This is a genomic window from Streptomyces sp. NPDC026515 (assembly GCF_055567595.1).
Genome location: NZ_JBVHQD010000003.1, coordinates 284,255 through 299,062, shown reverse-complemented (window position 1 = coordinate 299,062; position 14,808 = coordinate 284,255). Strand labels below are relative to the sequence as shown.

12 protein-coding genes and 1 pseudogene are annotated in these 14,808 nt (G+C 71.8%); 6 read left to right on the top strand and 7 right to left on the bottom strand.

All coding sequences use genetic code 11. From position 1 onward, the window contains the following. Positions 1-90: 90 nt before the first annotated feature. From ACZ4O3_RS07435 to ACZ4O3_RS07425, 3 genes and pseudogenes are all read left to right on the top strand, one after another. Positions 91-915: pseudogene (locus ACZ4O3_RS07435) on the top strand (MFS transporter); the annotation flags it as partial. Positions 916-964: 49 nt separating this feature from the next. After that, positions 965-1,429 (top strand): MFS transporter, encoded by a 465-nt coding sequence (locus ACZ4O3_RS07430; RefSeq protein WP_467721665.1) that lies wholly within the window; start codon positions 965-967, stop codon positions 1,427-1,429. 66 nt (positions 1,430-1,495) lie between these two features. Next, positions 1,496-2,254 carry an SDR family NAD(P)-dependent oxidoreductase gene (locus ACZ4O3_RS07425; protein WP_362730373.1) on the top strand — a complete coding sequence of 253 codons (759 nt, stop codon included), beginning with the start codon at positions 1,496-1,498 and terminating at the stop codon, positions 2,252-2,254. Here the strand turns inward: ACZ4O3_RS07425 and ACZ4O3_RS07420 are convergent. From ACZ4O3_RS07420 to ACZ4O3_RS07390, 7 genes are all read right to left on the bottom strand, one after another. Beyond that, positions 2,182-2,463: a hypothetical protein gene (locus tag ACZ4O3_RS07420; protein WP_467721538.1), complete on the bottom strand. Its 282-nt coding sequence runs from the start codon at positions 2,461-2,463 to the stop codon at positions 2,182-2,184. The two genes, ACZ4O3_RS07425 and ACZ4O3_RS07420, sit on opposite strands and share 73 nt — an antisense overlap. Before the next feature lie 323 nt (positions 2,464-2,786). Then, positions 2,787-4,013 carry a cytochrome P450 gene (locus tag ACZ4O3_RS07415; RefSeq protein WP_467721537.1) on the bottom strand — a complete coding sequence of 409 codons (1,227 nt, stop codon included), beginning with the start codon at positions 4,011-4,013 and terminating at the stop codon, positions 2,787-2,789. Positions 4,014-4,307: 294 nt separating this feature from the next. Then, a complete protein-coding gene (locus tag ACZ4O3_RS07410; RefSeq protein WP_467721664.1) occupies positions 4,308-5,252 on the bottom strand; it encodes an ROK family protein in 945 nt (314 codons plus the stop codon). Between the two features lie 41 nt (positions 5,253-5,293). Beyond that, a complete protein-coding gene (locus tag ACZ4O3_RS07405) occupies positions 5,294-7,036 on the bottom strand; it encodes a dipeptide ABC transporter ATP-binding protein (protein ID WP_467721536.1) in 1,743 nt (580 codons plus the stop codon). Then, entirely contained in the window at positions 7,033-7,932 is a 900-nt protein-coding gene (locus ACZ4O3_RS07400) for an ABC transporter permease (RefSeq protein WP_467721535.1), read from the bottom strand. Before ACZ4O3_RS07400 ends, ACZ4O3_RS07405 begins: the two co-directional genes overlap by 4 nt. Then, positions 7,929-8,888 carry an ABC transporter permease gene (locus ACZ4O3_RS07395; protein WP_362730242.1) on the bottom strand — a complete coding sequence of 320 codons (960 nt, stop codon included), beginning with the start codon at positions 8,886-8,888 and terminating at the stop codon, positions 7,929-7,931. The genes ACZ4O3_RS07400 and ACZ4O3_RS07395 overlap by 4 nt, the downstream gene beginning before the upstream one ends. Positions 8,889-9,055: 167 nt before the next feature. Further along, the gene (locus tag ACZ4O3_RS07390; RefSeq protein WP_467721534.1) at positions 9,056-10,870 is read right to left on the bottom strand and encodes a peptide ABC transporter substrate-binding protein; all 1,815 of its coding nucleotides are present in this window, start codon (positions 10,868-10,870) and stop codon (positions 9,056-9,058) included. A gap of 319 nt (positions 10,871-11,189) precedes the next feature. Here ACZ4O3_RS07390 and ACZ4O3_RS07385 point away from each other — a divergent pair, with 319 nt between their 5' ends. The 3 genes from ACZ4O3_RS07385 (at position 11,190) to ACZ4O3_RS07375 (ending at position 14,796) form a co-directional block, all read left to right on the top strand. Next, complete coding sequence (locus ACZ4O3_RS07385; protein ID WP_362726163.1) at positions 11,190-12,446, top strand: ROK family transcriptional regulator; 1,257 nt, start codon at positions 11,190-11,192, stop codon at positions 12,444-12,446. Between the two features lie 62 nt (positions 12,447-12,508). Continuing rightward, positions 12,509-14,032 (top strand): M81 family metallopeptidase, encoded by a 1,524-nt coding sequence (locus tag ACZ4O3_RS07380; RefSeq protein WP_467721533.1) that lies wholly within the window; start codon positions 12,509-12,511, stop codon positions 14,030-14,032. Then, positions 14,029-14,796: a copper homeostasis protein CutC gene (locus tag ACZ4O3_RS07375; RefSeq protein ID WP_467721532.1), complete on the top strand. Its 768-nt coding sequence runs from the start codon at positions 14,029-14,031 to the stop codon at positions 14,794-14,796. The genes ACZ4O3_RS07380 and ACZ4O3_RS07375 overlap by 4 nt, the downstream gene beginning before the upstream one ends. Positions 14,797-14,808: the final 12 nt, after the last annotated feature.

The following is a 14,808-nucleotide window of genomic DNA, read 5'->3' as shown; positions in this document are numbered from 1 at the left end:
CGCGACCGGAGGGGCCGGACCGGACCGGATCGGACCGAGGCGTCAGCACATCCGCATAATAAACCGTTCGGTCTAATATCAAGGAGGGTCGTGACCCTCACCAGCACCGCCTGCGTCTCCGCGGTACGCGACCGACGCGCCTTCGCTCTTCTCGGCAGCGCCCAGACGACGCTGATCTACACCCTCTCGGCCATCGCCGTGCCGCTGCCCGAGATCGGCCGTGAGTTCACCCTGGCCCGGGCGGATCTGATCCTGCTCAGCGCCGCGTACGGGCTGTCGTTCGCCGGGCTCGTGCTCTTCGGTGGCCGTCTCGCCGACCGCTTCGGCGGCCGGCGCTCCCTCACCGCCGGCCTCCTGCTGTTCGCCGCGGCCTCCGCCGTGGCTCCGCTCGCCCAGAGCCTCGGCGTCCTGCTCGCGGCCCGATTCGTCCAGGGAGCCGGTGCGGCCGTCGTGGCACCCGCCGCGATGGCGGTCCTGCGGACGGTCTTCCCCACCCCGGCCGCGTACGGCAGGGCGATGGCGACGTGGGGCGGCCTGTCGGTACTCGGCGCGGCCGCGGGCAACCTGCTCTCGGGTGCCCTCACGTCGCTGCTCTCGTGGCGGTGGGCCCTGGCCGTACCGCTCATGGTGGCGGTGGCCGCCCTCGTCCTGGCCCCTGGGCTGCTGCCGGGCACCGCTCCGAACCGCGGCAGGTCGCTGGACCTGCCGGGCGCGGTACTCGCCACCGCCGGGATCACCCTGGCCGGCTACGGGTTTCTCGTCACCGACGGCCGGTCCTGGCTGTCGGCGGACGTCCTGGTGCCGCTGCTCGGAGGGGCCGCGCTGACGGCGACGTTCCGGTACGCCGAGCGCCGATCCCGTGACCCGTTGCTGCCGCCGGGCTTCCTGGGCGACCGGCTGCGGGCGCTGGGACTCGCCGCCACCGCGCTCAGCGCCTGCGGGACCGGAATGACGTTCGTGGTCCCTGCAGCAGGACCGGGACTGGTCGCAGCTGGAGACCTCAGCCGCCTTCCTGCCGTTCGCCCTCGCGCTGATCGGCTCGGGACGCGCGGCCGGACCGCTCGTCCACCGGTACGGGGCCAGGTCCGTCGGCGCCTGGGGTCTCGTCACGGCCGCCGCCGGGCTGGTCCTGCTCGCGGTCACCGGGTTCGACGTGCGCACGCCCTACGTCTTGGGCCTGCTTCCCGGCCTGGTGGTCCTTCCGGCCGGAGCCGCCGCGTCCTTCGCCGGCGCTGCCGTCCTCACCACCGAAGGTGTTCCTCCTGAGCAGGGTGGCCTCGCCGGCGGGGTCCTCAACACCGCGCTGGAGCTGGGCCCCACCGTCGTGTTCGCCGTCCTGCTCACCGTCGGCGGCGACGCCACGTCCCTGACCGCCACTGCGGTCGCCCTCGCCGCCCTCGCCCTCCTGCACCACCCACGCACCAAGTAGTCACACGCACGACGACCCACGCGCTCTTCCACGACGGGGTCGTCCCTCACCCGAAGGAATCACGCAATGAACCGCTTCAACGGCAAGTCCGTCCTCGTCACCGGCGCCGGCTCGGGTCTGGGCCGCGCGATCGCGCTCGCCTTCGCCGCCGAGGGCGCGTACGTGGTCGCCGCGGGGCGCACCGCGGCCTCCCTGGACGAGACCGTCGCCCTCGTCGAAGCCGCCGGCGGTTCGGCCGCCGCCGTCACCGCGGACGTCACCGACTCGGGGCAGCTCGCACACCTCGTGCAGGAGAGCGTCGCCCGCTCCGGAGGACTGGACATCGCGGTCAACAACGCCGGCCTGTTCCGGGGCGGCGTACCCGCCGCCGACATCGAGGAAGCGGACTGGGACGCGGTCCTGCGGACCAACGTGACCGGCGTGTGGCTGGCCATGAAGCACGAGGTGGCCTACATGAAGGAACACGGCGGCGGAACGATCGTCAACGTGTCCGCGAACCTGGGCGCACACCACCGTATTCGCAACGCGGCCGCCTACATCACCTCCAAAGCCGCGGTCTCCGCGCTCACCCGTGCCGCCGCCCTCGACCACATCGACCAGAACATCCGCATCAACGCGGTCAGCCCCGGGGCCTCCGACGCCCCCATGTCCCTGCGCCCCGGCGAGAGCCCGGCCGACCGCGCCGAGCGGGTGAAGAAGGAGAACCCGCTCGGCCGGGTCGCCGAGGCCGAGGAGGTGGCGGCGGCCGTGCTCTACCTCGCCTCTCCGCTCGCCGGCCCGGTCGTCGGCTCCGACCTGGTGATCGACAGCGGAGCCTCCGCCTGACCGGCCTGCCCGAGCGGCGACGGCGGCGTGGTGGAGGTTCGTCCGCTGGTGGTCGAAGATCGGTCGGGTGGTACGGCCGGGTCGACGATCCGGTACCTCACGCCGGGTGTGGTGACGATGATCCGGGGAGCGCCGAGTTCGCGGCGCGGGCGGCCGACGGTCACCGTGACGGTGCCGGTCAACGGGTCGGCGTGGTCGTCACGGACCATGACGCCTCCTCAGACGCCTGCGACACCGGCATGGTCGTGAGGTCCGCCACCGGGCTGCGCGACGACGAATCGGCAGCGGAGGCGGCGGTCGCGCCGTGCGCCGCATGCGATCCGAAGGCACTGCGCACGGGGCCGGCCGCCGGTGGGAGCGTGCGTACCTCGGCGGCCGGGCTGCCGTCCCCGGGGCGTCCCGCTTCCTGACCGCTGCGACTCCGCAGGCGCCGGCACGCCCCCTAGAGGCGCAAGGGCCATCCAGTCCGGCCTCGTTCCCCGGCCGGGTGGCCCTTGACCTGTCGCCCCGGACGGGCCGAGGGCAGTGGCCCTCAGCCGCCGTGCGGGGTGAAACGGACCGGAAGTGACTGCGGTCCGCGGGTGAACACCCCCTGCTCGACCGGGTCGAAGCCGTCGGCGAGACGGAGGTCGGGCATCGCGTCCAGCAGCTGGTTCACCCCGGTCTCGACCTCCGCCTTGGCGAGCAGCGCGCCGACGCAGAAGTGGCGGCCGAGCGCGAAGGCCAGGTGGTCGGCGGCGGCCGAGAACGCCGACGTCGTGGTGAGGTCGTCGCGGAAGATGTCGAACCGGCCGGGTTCGCGGTAGCGCCGCTCGTCCCGGTTGGCGGCACCGATCAGGCACGTCACGGTGGCCCCGGCCGGGATGGTGCCACCACTGACCTCGACGTCCGTCGCCGCCTGCCGCATGATCATGTGCACCGGCGGGGTGTAGCGCAGCGTCTCCGCGAAGGCCGCGGGTACCAGGCTCCGGTCCTCGCGGACAGCGGCCAACTGGGCCGGGTGCATCAGGAGGTTGGCCAGGATGCTGGCGATCGCCTTGTCGGTGGTCTCACCGCCGGCCGCGAGCAGCAGACTGCAGAAGGCCTTGATGTCCTCGTCGCTAATCCGGACGCCGTCGACCTCGGCGGCGCACAGGGAGGACAGCAGGTCGTCCCCCGGGTTGCCGCGCCGTTCGCGGATGACCGGGATCATGTATGCGGCGAACTCCACCCGGGTCCGCTCGCCCGCCGCGGTCACGTCGGGGTCGCCGGAGAGATTGCCGAGGAAGGCGATCACCGCGGTGTACCAGCTGTGGAACCGGGCGTGGTCGGCCTTGTCCAGGCCCAGCATGTCCGCGATGACGTTGACCGGGAACCGGGTCGCGTAGTCGCCGACGATGTCGGCGGAGCCGGAGTGCCGGAAGGTGTCGATGAGTTCACGCGAGTTGCGCTCGATGACCGGAAGGAACTTCTCCTGCAGGTCGCTGCCGCGGAAGGCGGGTGCGACGAGTGCCCGGCGCGTGGCGTGCTCGCGGCCGCTGAGCTGCAGGATGGTCTTGCCGTGGACCGGCTCCAGCTGCCAGTTGTAGTTGTCGGTCGTGAACTCCGCGTTCTTGTCCTTGAAGACGCGCTCGACGTCCTCGTAACGGGAGATGACGTAACTCCGGGTCGCCTCGTGCCAGATGAGCGGTTCCTTCTCCCGCATCACCGCATAGGCGGGATAAGGGTCCGTGGCGAACTCGGGCGAAAGGATGTCGGGGACCTGCGGGGCGGCGGACACGGAACTCCTCGGGTGGAAGTCAGCGTTCTCCCGCCAGCCTATTGATCTTACGGCGGCTCAAACAGGCCAGTCCTGGCCGAAGTTGAGCGTTGGCGCACGGTCGTTGTGCGGAAGCCGATCAGGGCCCGCGTGCCGGGCCGGGTCGTGCCGGGTTGGGTTTCCGGCACGACCCGCGGTCCGCCAGGGCCGGCCACGGATCGGTCGCAGGTTCCGGGGCACGATGGACCACCAGGGTCCCTGCGTCCACCGCGAACGGCCGGGTGTGACGGCCCGCCGGCCCGTCCGCCCGCCCGGTTACGCCGTCGTCGCCCCCGACTTCGTGCCCAGTTCACCTCGCACGCGGGCGGCGGCGCCGACCGGGACGGCGTCGGAGGCCAGTGCGGCCCGGACCAGGCGTACGGGGTGACCGCTGACCGGGGGGTCGGCGGCGAGAGCGGACTGGATGAACGGTTCCAGCAAGGGCCAGGCCCGGGTGACGCCGCCCCCGACGACCACCGTCGTGATGTCGGCGACGCCCGCCGTGATCACGATCGCACGGGCGATACCCGCCCCCGCCACGCGGTACACCTCACGGGCGTCCTCGTCGCCGCTCGCCGCGGCTTCGGCGACCTCACGGGCCGTACGCCGACGCCCGGTGCGGTCGGCGTAGCGGGCCGCGATGGAACGGCCGGAGGCCAGTGTCTCCAGGTGGCCGCGGCCACCGCACGAGCAGGGCAGGTCTCCGAAGCCGGGGATGTGCCCGATCTCGCCGGCGGCGCCGTGCGGTCCCGCGTACAGGGCACCGTTGGTCCACAGGGCGCCGCCGACGCCGGTCCCCAGGGTCATGCCGAGCACGTCGGTCTCGCCGCGCACCGCCCCGCCGCTCACCTCTCCGTGGAGGAAGGCGTTGACGTCGTTGTCCAGGTAGGCGGGGACACCGAGGGCGTCCTCGACGGCGGCGGTGACGGCGAAGCCGGCCCAGCCCTGGAAGGAGTCGCTGGCGACCAGGATGCGGCCGTTCGCGGAGTCCACCACCCCGGCGGCGCCGACTCCGGCGCCCACCAGACGGCCCTGCGTGCGGGCCAGCAGCGGGGCGAGGGCGTCGAGCGCGGCGCCGATCATGGCCGCGCCGCCCTCCCGCGCCGGGGTGGCCGTCTCCGCCCGGCCGAGGACCGTCAGGTCGTCCGAGCAGACCACCACCTGGGTGGTGGTGCCGCCGATGTCGATACCGGCGAACAGCGGCCGGGGGGAGGTGCGCATCGTGAGGTCCTGCGGGGTGTGGGGGGAGAGAAGGGGTCCGGTCACGCCTGGGCCTCCGTACGGCCGGCCGCGAGGGCGGCCAGGCGCTCGGTCCTGCGGCCACGCTGCACCACCGGGTCGGGCACCGGCACGGCGGCCAGCAGACGGCGGGTGTAGTCGGTCTCCGGATGCAGCAGGGTCGTTCCGGTGGAGCCCTGCTCCTCGATACGTCCGGCGCGCATCACGACGACGTGCTGGGCGAAGTGCTGTACGACGGCGAGGTCGTGGGAGACGAAGAGGCAGGCGAAGCCCAGTTCGCCCTGGAGTTCGGTGATCACCTCCAGGACCGCTTCCTGCACGCTCACGTCGAGCGCGCTGGTGGGTTCGTCCGCGACCAGCAGCCGGGGTTCGAGCACCAGGGCGCGGGCCAGGCTGACCCGCTGGCGCTGTCCGCCGGAGAGTTCGCGCGGCGCGCGGCGCGCGACCTCGCGGGGCAGCCGTACCTGATCGAGGACTGCGGCGATCTTGGCCTGGCGGTCCTTGGCGGTCAGGTCGCGGCGGTGTATGCGCAGGGGTTCGGCGATGCACTCGCCGATGGTCATGCGGGCGTCGAGGGAGGCCACCGGATCCTGGAGGACGACTCCGATGCCGGCCCGCAGCGCGCGGCGGGCCCGGGCGCGGGTGCGGCCCAGGTCGGTGCCGAACAGGGAGACGGTTCCGGATGTGGGCGCGATCAGGCCGAGCGCGACCCGTGCGGCGGTCGACTTGCCGGAGCCGGACTCGCCGACCAGGCCGAGGGTCTGCGCCGGGCCGACCCGGAAGGACACCCCGTCGAGGGCGTGCACGGCGGTCCTGCCCCGGCCGAACACCACGCTGATGTCGCGCAGTTCGACCACCGCGTCGGCCACCGGCCCGCCGCCCGGCCGGGCGGCCGTCGCCGTGACCGGCTCGGTCTTCGCCGAGGCGGCCGTCCCCACGACCGACAGCCGCGGTACGGCGGCCAGCAGGCGCCGGGTGTAGTCGTGGGCGGGGCGCAGCAGGACGTCCTCGACCGCCCCGGTCTCCACGATCTCGCCCTGGTACATGACGGCGACCCGGTCCGCGAAGTCCGCGACGACGCCCATGTTGTGGGTGACGAGGAGCACGCCGGTGCCGGTCTCGACGGCGAGCCGGCGCAGCAGGTCGAGGATCTCGGCCTGCACGGTCACGTCGAGGGCGGTGGTCGGCTCGTCGGCGATGAGCAGTCGGGGCTCGTTGGCGATGGCCATCGCGATGACGACGCGCTGGCGCTGTCCGCCGGAGAGCTGGAACGGGTAGGCGCGGGCGCGCCTTTCCGGCTCGGGGATGCCGACCCGGCGCAGCAGGTCGACGGCTTCGGCGGCCGCGTCCTTGGCGCTCACCTCACGGTGGTTGCGGATCACTTCGGCGATCTGCTTCCCGATGCGGGTGAGCGGGTCGAGTGCGGTGGCCGGCTCCTGGAACACCATGGAGACGGTCTTGCCGCGCAGCGCCGCGAGGCCGTTCTCCGAGGCGCCGACGATCTGGGTGCCGGCGATGACGGCGCTGCCGGTGGCCCGGGCGTTGCCGGTCAGCAGGCCCATCGCGGCAAGGGCGATGGTCGACTTGCCGGAGCCGGACTCGCCGACAAGGGCGAGCGTCTCGCCGGGCCTGACCTGGAGGGACACGCCCCTGACCGCGGGTACGTCGCCGGTCTCGGTGGTGAAGACGACGCCGAGGCCGTCGAGTTCGAGGATCGGCTCGGCCGCCGCGGTGCGGGCGGCGGAGCCGTCGGTGGTCGCGCTCATTCGCGTCCCCTCACATCGAATGCGTCGCGGAGTCCGTCCCCGATCGCGTTGAACGCCCACACCACCAGGATGATGGCCAGGCCGGGCGGCAGGATCAGCCACCAGTAGCCGGAGTAGGCGGCGGTGAGGCCGGCGGAGAGCATGCCGCCCCAGTCGGTCTGCGGCGGCCGGACTCCCATGCCCAGGTAGGAGACGTAGGCGACCAGCAGGATGGCGTCTGCGACCTGGAAGGTGGCGGCGACGATGACGGTGGAGACCGAGTTGGGCAGGATGTGCCGCAGGATCGCCCGGGCGTGCGTGCCGCCGATGGCGCGCAGGGTCAGGACGTAGTCCCGGTTCTTCAGTGTCAGGGTCTCGGCGCGGACCAGCCGGGAGGGCACCAGCCAGGACACCAGGCCGAGGATGAGGACGAGTCCGGCGAGGCCCGGTGTGGTGATCGCGGAGACCACCAGCAGGATGAACAGCGCCGGGATCGCGATGCCGGCGTCGACGATTCGCATCATGACGGCGTCGATCCAGCCGCCCGCGTAGCCGGCGGCGGCACCCCACAGGGTGCCGATGCAGGTGGCGAGGACGCCCGCGGCGAGGCCGACGATCAGCGAGACCTTGCCGCCGTACATGAGCCGGCCCAGCTCGTCGTGGCCGACGGCGTCGGTGCCGAGCCAGTGGGCGCCGCTGGGGGCGAGGTTGACCTGTTCGAGCATGGTGTGGGTCTGGTCGGTGGAGTACACCAGCGGACCGGCGAAGCAGAACAGGAAGAAGAGGACCACGACGGCGAGGCCGACGACGGCCAGCCTGTTGCGCAGGAAGCGGCGGACGGCGAGGCGCGTGCCGGTGGCCTCACGCGGAGCTGCGGCCTTCGTGGGGACCGCGTCCGGCTGGATGACGGCGCTCATGCCCGGCCTGCCTTCACTCGGGGGTCGATGATCCGCTGGACGATGTCGGCGAGCAGCGTCCCGGTGACGGTGGCGACGGCGATCACCAGCACGCAGCCCAGCAGGACCGGGTAGTCGGAGGACTGTGCCGCCGTCCAGAACAGCAGCCCCATGCCGGGGTAGTTGAACAGCTGCTCGACGACCAGCGCGCCGCCGAAGAGCACGGGGATGTAGTAGCCGAGCATGGCCACCACGGGGGTCAGCGAGTTACGGAACACATGCCGCGCCAGGATGGCGCGGGAGCGGGAGCCGCCCGCTCTGGCCGTGCGGACGTAGTCCTCGGAGAGGTTCTCCAGGGTGGCCGCCCGCATGTACCTGCTGAACACGGCGATCATGGAGGCCGCGCCCGCGAACACCGGCAGGACCAGGCCCTGCGGTTCGGAGAACACCTGCCCCAGGGTCTCCCCCTGCGGTGCCTGCGAGGGGAACCACGCCAGCTCCTGGCTGAAGACCAGTACCAGGATCAGCCCGAGGAAGTACACGGGCGTGGAGTAGGCGATGAAGCTGAGCGTGGTGATGACGTAGTCCGTGGCCTTGTTGCGGCGCACGGCCTGCCACATGCCCAGCGGGATCGCGAGGACGAGGCCCACGAGAGCGGACAGCAGGGTGAGGACCAGGGTCTTCGGCAGCCGTTCGCCGATGAGCTGGGAGACCGGCTCGTTCAGGGTGTAGGAGGTCCCGAGGTCGCCGTGCAGCAGCCGCCCGAGGTAGTGGAAGTACTGCACGGGCAGGGACTTGTCGAGGCCCTGTTCGTGGTTGAAGCTCGCGATCTGCTGGGCGGTGGCCTGGGGACCGAGGATCCCGCGCGCGGGGCCTCCGGGGAGCGCGTGCAGCAGGCCGAAGACGACGACGGTCACGATGACGATCACCGCGACGGCCTGGAGGACGCGTCTGATCAGGTACGAGGAAGTGCTCATGTGTTTTCCGGTCGCTTCGTCTCTGTGGCGCTCGGGGGCGTCACCTGGACAGGGGCCTCACCGCGACGTGGACGTCGGTGCGGCGCGGGTGCGCGAGGGGTGTGCGCGAGCCTCGGGCGGCCGGCCGTGGGCCGGCCGCCGTCGGCCCGCGCGGGCACCGACCGGGCCTACTTGGTCCACTTCCACATGGCGGGGTGGAAGTTGGCGAGCGAGTCCTGGGCGAAGCCGCCGAGCCCGTCACGGACCACGGAGATCTGGTAGTCGGGCTCCGGCAGCCAGATCACGGGGAGGTCCTTGGCGAGTGCGGCGCTGTAGTTCTGCACCGCCTCGTCGGAGGAGGACGTCGTGGTCTGGGTGATCAGCTTGTCGACCTCGGCGTTGGAGTAGTTGCCGAAGTTGGAGCCGCCGCCGGTGGCGAAGAGCGAGTCACCGCTCGGGTAGGCGGGGAAGTACCAGCTGCCCGCGGTGCCGAAGAAGGACAGCTGCCAGGAGCAGCTCGCATCGCTGGGCTTGCACTGACCTGCCTGCGACAGCACGGAGTTGACCGGGGCGGTCTTGATGCCGAACTTGATGCCGGTCTTCGCGAACGACGACTGGAGCGCGCTCATCATGTTGTCGGTCACGGTCGAGCCGGACTGGGACAGCACCTGCATCTCGAACTTGGTGCCCTTGTCGACGCCCGCGCCGCACTGGTTCGCACCGGTGCCGGGGGCGTTGCACACCATCGTGCCGCCCTGCTCGGTCCAACCGTGGTCGGTGAGCAGCTTCTTCGCCTTGGCGGTGTCGAAGGGGTAGGGGTTGTTCTTCTGGTCGGCCGAGACGAAGGACGACTCCTGGCCCTGCGGGATCGGCCCGTAGGTGGAGACGGCGGTGCCGTTGAAGACCACCTTGGAGAGGGTGGCCTGGTCGACCGACATCTGGATCGCCTGGCGCGCGTACAGCTGCTTGAACACCGGTCCCATGGACGGGTTGTTGAAGTTGTACGGCATGTAGGTGATCGCCCAGCCGCTCCACGGCTTCACGGAGTAGCCCTTGGCCTTGAAGGACGCTTCCTGGCCCAGGTCGGAGGCGTTGATGTAGCCGTAGTCGACGGTGCCGGCGCGGAGGGCGTTCTCCTCGGCCTCGGTGGTGGTGAACGGCAGCAGGTTGACGTTCTTGATGTTGGCCTTGCCGCCGCCGTCGTACTTGGCGTTGGCGGTGAGTTCGACCCGGCCCGCGGTGGAGAACGACTTGATGGTGTAAGGGCCGCTGACCGTCTTCCACAGTGGGTCGGTCGCGTAGCCGGATATCTTCTTGGCGGCGTTGTTGAGGTACGTCCAGACCTGCTTGTCGCCGGCGGCGGTGCGGTCCAGGTCGGAGACGGCGCCCGACTCGCTGGTCTTGTCCCAGGCGTGCTGCGGGATCGTGCGGATCATGCTCAGCTCGTTGGCGAGCATCCACTGCTGGTTGTAGGCCTTGTCGAAGGTGATCGTGAAGTGCGTGTCGTCGACCGTCTTGAAGGACGTCCAGTTGTCCGGCGCCTTGCCGGGGCTGTAGCTGGCCCAGTCCGCCTTGTTCGCCTTGACGAGGTTGAACCAGAACTCCACGTCGCGGGAGGTGATCGGCTTGCCGTCGCTCCAGTGGCGCTGGCCGAGGGTGATCGTCACGCTCTTGCTGTCCGCGGCGAACTTGGCGTCGGTCGCCAGGGAGTTGTCCTTGTTCCAGCCGACCTTGCCGGTGGAGCCGTCGTACGCGATCAGCGGCTCCCAGACGGCCTGGGAGATGGAGGAGTTGTTGGTGTTGAGGTGCGCGGCGGTGCCGATCGGGAGGATCCAGTTCGGCGTGAAGTTCGCCGGGAGCGCGTAGTTGATCGTGTCCGACGACGCCGGGCCGGACGACGAGGTGCCGCCGCCGGAGCAGCCGGTGACCAGCGCGCCGGTCATGACGGCGGCACCCGCGACGAGGGCCCAGCGGCGGCCGGCGGCCGTGGGAGCAAGGAACATGGCTCTCCTCAGAGTGAAAGGACCCGCAAACGTCATGGGAGGACCCAAACCGGCGCCGCGGGATCGGCGCTGCGTATGGCGACAGTCAACGACGGACGTGTCGAACAAACAAACAAGAATGAATAACAAGTAAGTTACTGCGATCTCGAAGAAAGTCGGAATCGCTCACACCGGACGCATACTGCTCCCGTTTTGTACCGATTTATTGGATATTGACACTGCGTCGATGCTCGCGGTTCCCTCACGGAACCGTTCCCCACGTGCCGGAACGGGCGTACTGTCTCCGGCACACCCCATCACCGCGGAAGTTACTTCGTACATGACTGAAATAAGTGCACGGGACCGCAAGAGCAGCAAGGGCGTGAATACCAAGGGCGCCGTGCCGAAGGGCGCGGCCCTCGCCACGCGGGTCCTCGAACTCGTCGCGTCGGGGCAGGCGTCGTCCCGCGCCGAGCTGGCGCAGCTCCTCGGCACGGCCCCTTCCACCATCTCCCTCACGGTGGCCGAGCTGGTCGAGCGCGGGCTCATCGCCGAGGAGGGCACCCAGTCCTCGACCGGGGGCCGCCCCCGCCGGGTGCTCAGGGCCGGCAGCACCGACGAGTACGCCGTTGCCGCGGACGTCGGCGGGCGGCACGCCCGGATCGGTGTGGTGCTGCCGGGCAACGGGGTCCGCGACGTCGCCAACGTGCCCTTCGAGATCGCCGACGGCCCCGAGGCGGCGCTGCCGAGGCTCGCCGAGCACCTGGAGTCCCTCGCCCAGCAGCGGGGACGCGACCGGCTCCGGGGCGTCGGACTCTCCCTGCCCGGACCGGTGGACGTGGCCGCCGGCGCCGTCGTCCTGCCCTCCCGGATGCCCGGCTGGAACCGGTTCCCGGTGGCCGCCTGGCTGGAGGAGCGCTTCGGCGTCCCGGCCGTCGTCGACAACGACGCCAACTGCATGGCCGTCGGGGAGCAGAGCGTCCGGCCCGCCGAGCACCGGCGGACGATCACGGTGAAGATCGGGTCGGCGATCGGCGCGGGCGTCATCATCGACGGGCACCTCTACCGGGGTGCGACCGGGGCGGCCGGCGACATCACCCACATCCGGATCGAGGGCGGCGCGGACATCCCCTGCTCCTGCGGCAACACCGGCTGCCTGGAGACCGTGGCGTCCGGCGCCGCGCTCGTGCGCATCCTGCACGAACGCGGGGTGGACGTGGCCAGCACCGAGGACGTGGTCCAGCTCGCCACCGACTCCGATCCGGAGGCCACCCGCGCCGTCCGCCGGGCCGGCGACCACCTCGGCCGGGTGCTGGCCGCCAACGTCAACTTCTTCAACCCGGACGCCGTCTACCTCGGCGGCATCCTGTCCACGCTGGAGCCGTTCGTCGCCGCGGTGCGCAGCCAGCTCTACGAGAGCTGCCACCCGCTGGCCACCGAACACCTCACCATCGAGCGGGCCCTCCTCGGCGCGGATGCCGGCCTGGTCGGCGTCGGACTCTTCGCCCTCCAGCGCGCCCTGGCCCGTGCCCTGGGCGACGCCGGTGGCGACGTCACGGACCGGTTCCACACCGCCCTACCCCCCAGAAGGGGCTGACGGCCTCCGCAGACCTCCCCTTCGCAGCACCGCCCACTCCGCACCACCCCGTACGAGGAGCCATGACGCACACCCGCACCGCCGTCGCCCGCCCCGTCATCGCCGTCGCCGGCCTCGGCATCGAGTCCTCGACCTTCTCCCCCGCCCGCACCGAGGCGCCCGCCTTCCATCCCTCGCGCGGCGACGAGGTGTTCGACCGGTACCCCTTCCTCGCCCCGGGCGAGGAGCTGCGCGAGGCCGCCGCATGGCACGGCGCACTGGTCGGAAAGTCGCTGCCGGGCGGCACCGTCACCGCCGCCGCGTGGACCGCGCTCACCGGCGAACTGATCGAACGCCTCGCCGCGCTCCCCCCGCTGGACGGTCTCTGGTACGACATCCACGGCGCCATGACCGTGGAGGGGGTCGACGACGCCGAGGCCGTGCTGCTGGAACGTATCCGCGCCACCGTGGGCCCGGACGTGATCGTCTCCACCTCGATGGACCTGCACGGCAACGTCTCCCGTGAACTCGCCCACCGCAGCGACCTGATCACCTGTTACCGGATGGCCCCGCACGAGGACCACATGGAGACCAAGGAGCGCGCCGTGCGCAACCTGGTCGACCTCCTGGTATCGGGCGGCCCCCGGCCGGTCAAGGCGTGGGTCCCGGTCCCCGTACTGCTGGCCGGCGAACAGACCTCCACCCGGATCGAACCGGCCAAGAGCGTCTACGCGGCGGTCGACGAGGTCGAGGCCACCGCGGGTGTGACGGACGCGGCGATCTGGGTGGGCTACGCCTGGGCGGACGAACCCCGCAACCGCGCGGTGGTGGTCGTCACCGGCGACGACACGGCCGCGGTCTCGGCCGGTGCCGAGCGCCTCGCCCGCGGCTTCTGGGACGCCCGCGACGACTTCGACTTCGTGGCCCCGACCGGCACCTACGACGACCTCCTCGACGAGGCCCTCACCTCCGACCAGCGGCCCTACTTCATCAGCGACACCGGTGACAACCCGACCGCGGGCGGCGCCGGCGACGTCACCTGGGGGCTGACCCGCCTGCTGGAGCGCCCCGAGTTCCAGAAGGAGGACGGGCCGGTCGTCATCTACGCCTCGGTGCCCGCACCCGCCGCGATCGAGACCGCCGTCGCCGCGGGCGTCGGGGCGACGGTCACCGTCACCGCCGGCGCGGAGGTCGACGACCGGCACGCGGGACCCGTCACCCTGACCGGCGTGGTCCACGCGATACGGCACGGCGACCGGGACGCCGGGACCGAGGTCGTCGTCCGCGTCGGCAGCGTGCACGCGATCCTCACCGCGCTGCGCAAGCCGTACCACCACGAGCACGACTTCACCGGCCTCGGCCTCGACCCGCGCTCCGCCGACATCGTGATCGTCAAGATCGGCTACCTGGAGCCCGAGCTGTTCGACATGTCGGTCGGCTGGAAGATGGCCCTCACCCCCGGTGGTGTCGACCAGGACCTGATGCGCCTCGGTCACCGCCGCATCCGCCGCCCGATGTTCCCCTTCGACCGCGACATGGCCACGCCGGACCTGACGGCCCGTCTCATCCCGGCCTCCGACCAGCCGCTCACCGGGAACGACGAGTGAGCGACCGCAGCGTGCCCGAACTGGAGATCGCCGTCACCTCACCGGCGGGCGCCCGGGTCGCCCTGGACCACGGAGCCGATCGCGTCGAGCTCTGCACCGGCCTGGAGCTGGGCGGTCTGACCCCGTCGGCCGCCCTGGTCGAGACGGTCACCGCCGTGGGCCTGCCGGTCCAGGTACTGGTCCGGTGCCGTCCGGGCGACTTCGTCTACGACGCAGAGGAGGTCGCCCTGATGGTCGCCGAGGTACGGTCCGTGATCGCCGCCGGTGCCTCCGGAGTGGTCGTGGGCGCGCTCGACGCCGACGGCGGTCTCGACACCGACGCCGTCACCCGCCTCGCCGCGGCGGCCCAGGACGCGGGGCGCTCCGTCGAGGTGACGCTGCACCGCGCGGTCGACCTGTCCGCGGACCCCGTCGCCACCGCGGCGCGGCTGCCCGCGCTGGGGCTCACCCGGGTGCTCACCTCGGGCGGCGCGCCGGCCGCCGGGCAGGGGCTGGCGCGTCTGGCAGCCATGGTCGAGGCCGCGCCGGGCGTGCAGGTGATGGCGGGCGGCGGGGTACGGCCGGCCGACATCCCGGCGCTGGCGGCCGCCGGGGTGGCCGCCGTCCACCTGTCGGCGAAGCAGCGCGCGGAACCACGGCGCGGGGCCGCGTGGGTCCCGCTCGGCGCCTCCACTTCCTCCGCCGGCCAGGACACGCACTTCGTCACCGACCCGGCGGTGGTCGCCGAGGCCAGGAGGATGCTGGCGCCCCGGACGACGGTCTGACCGCCCCGGCGC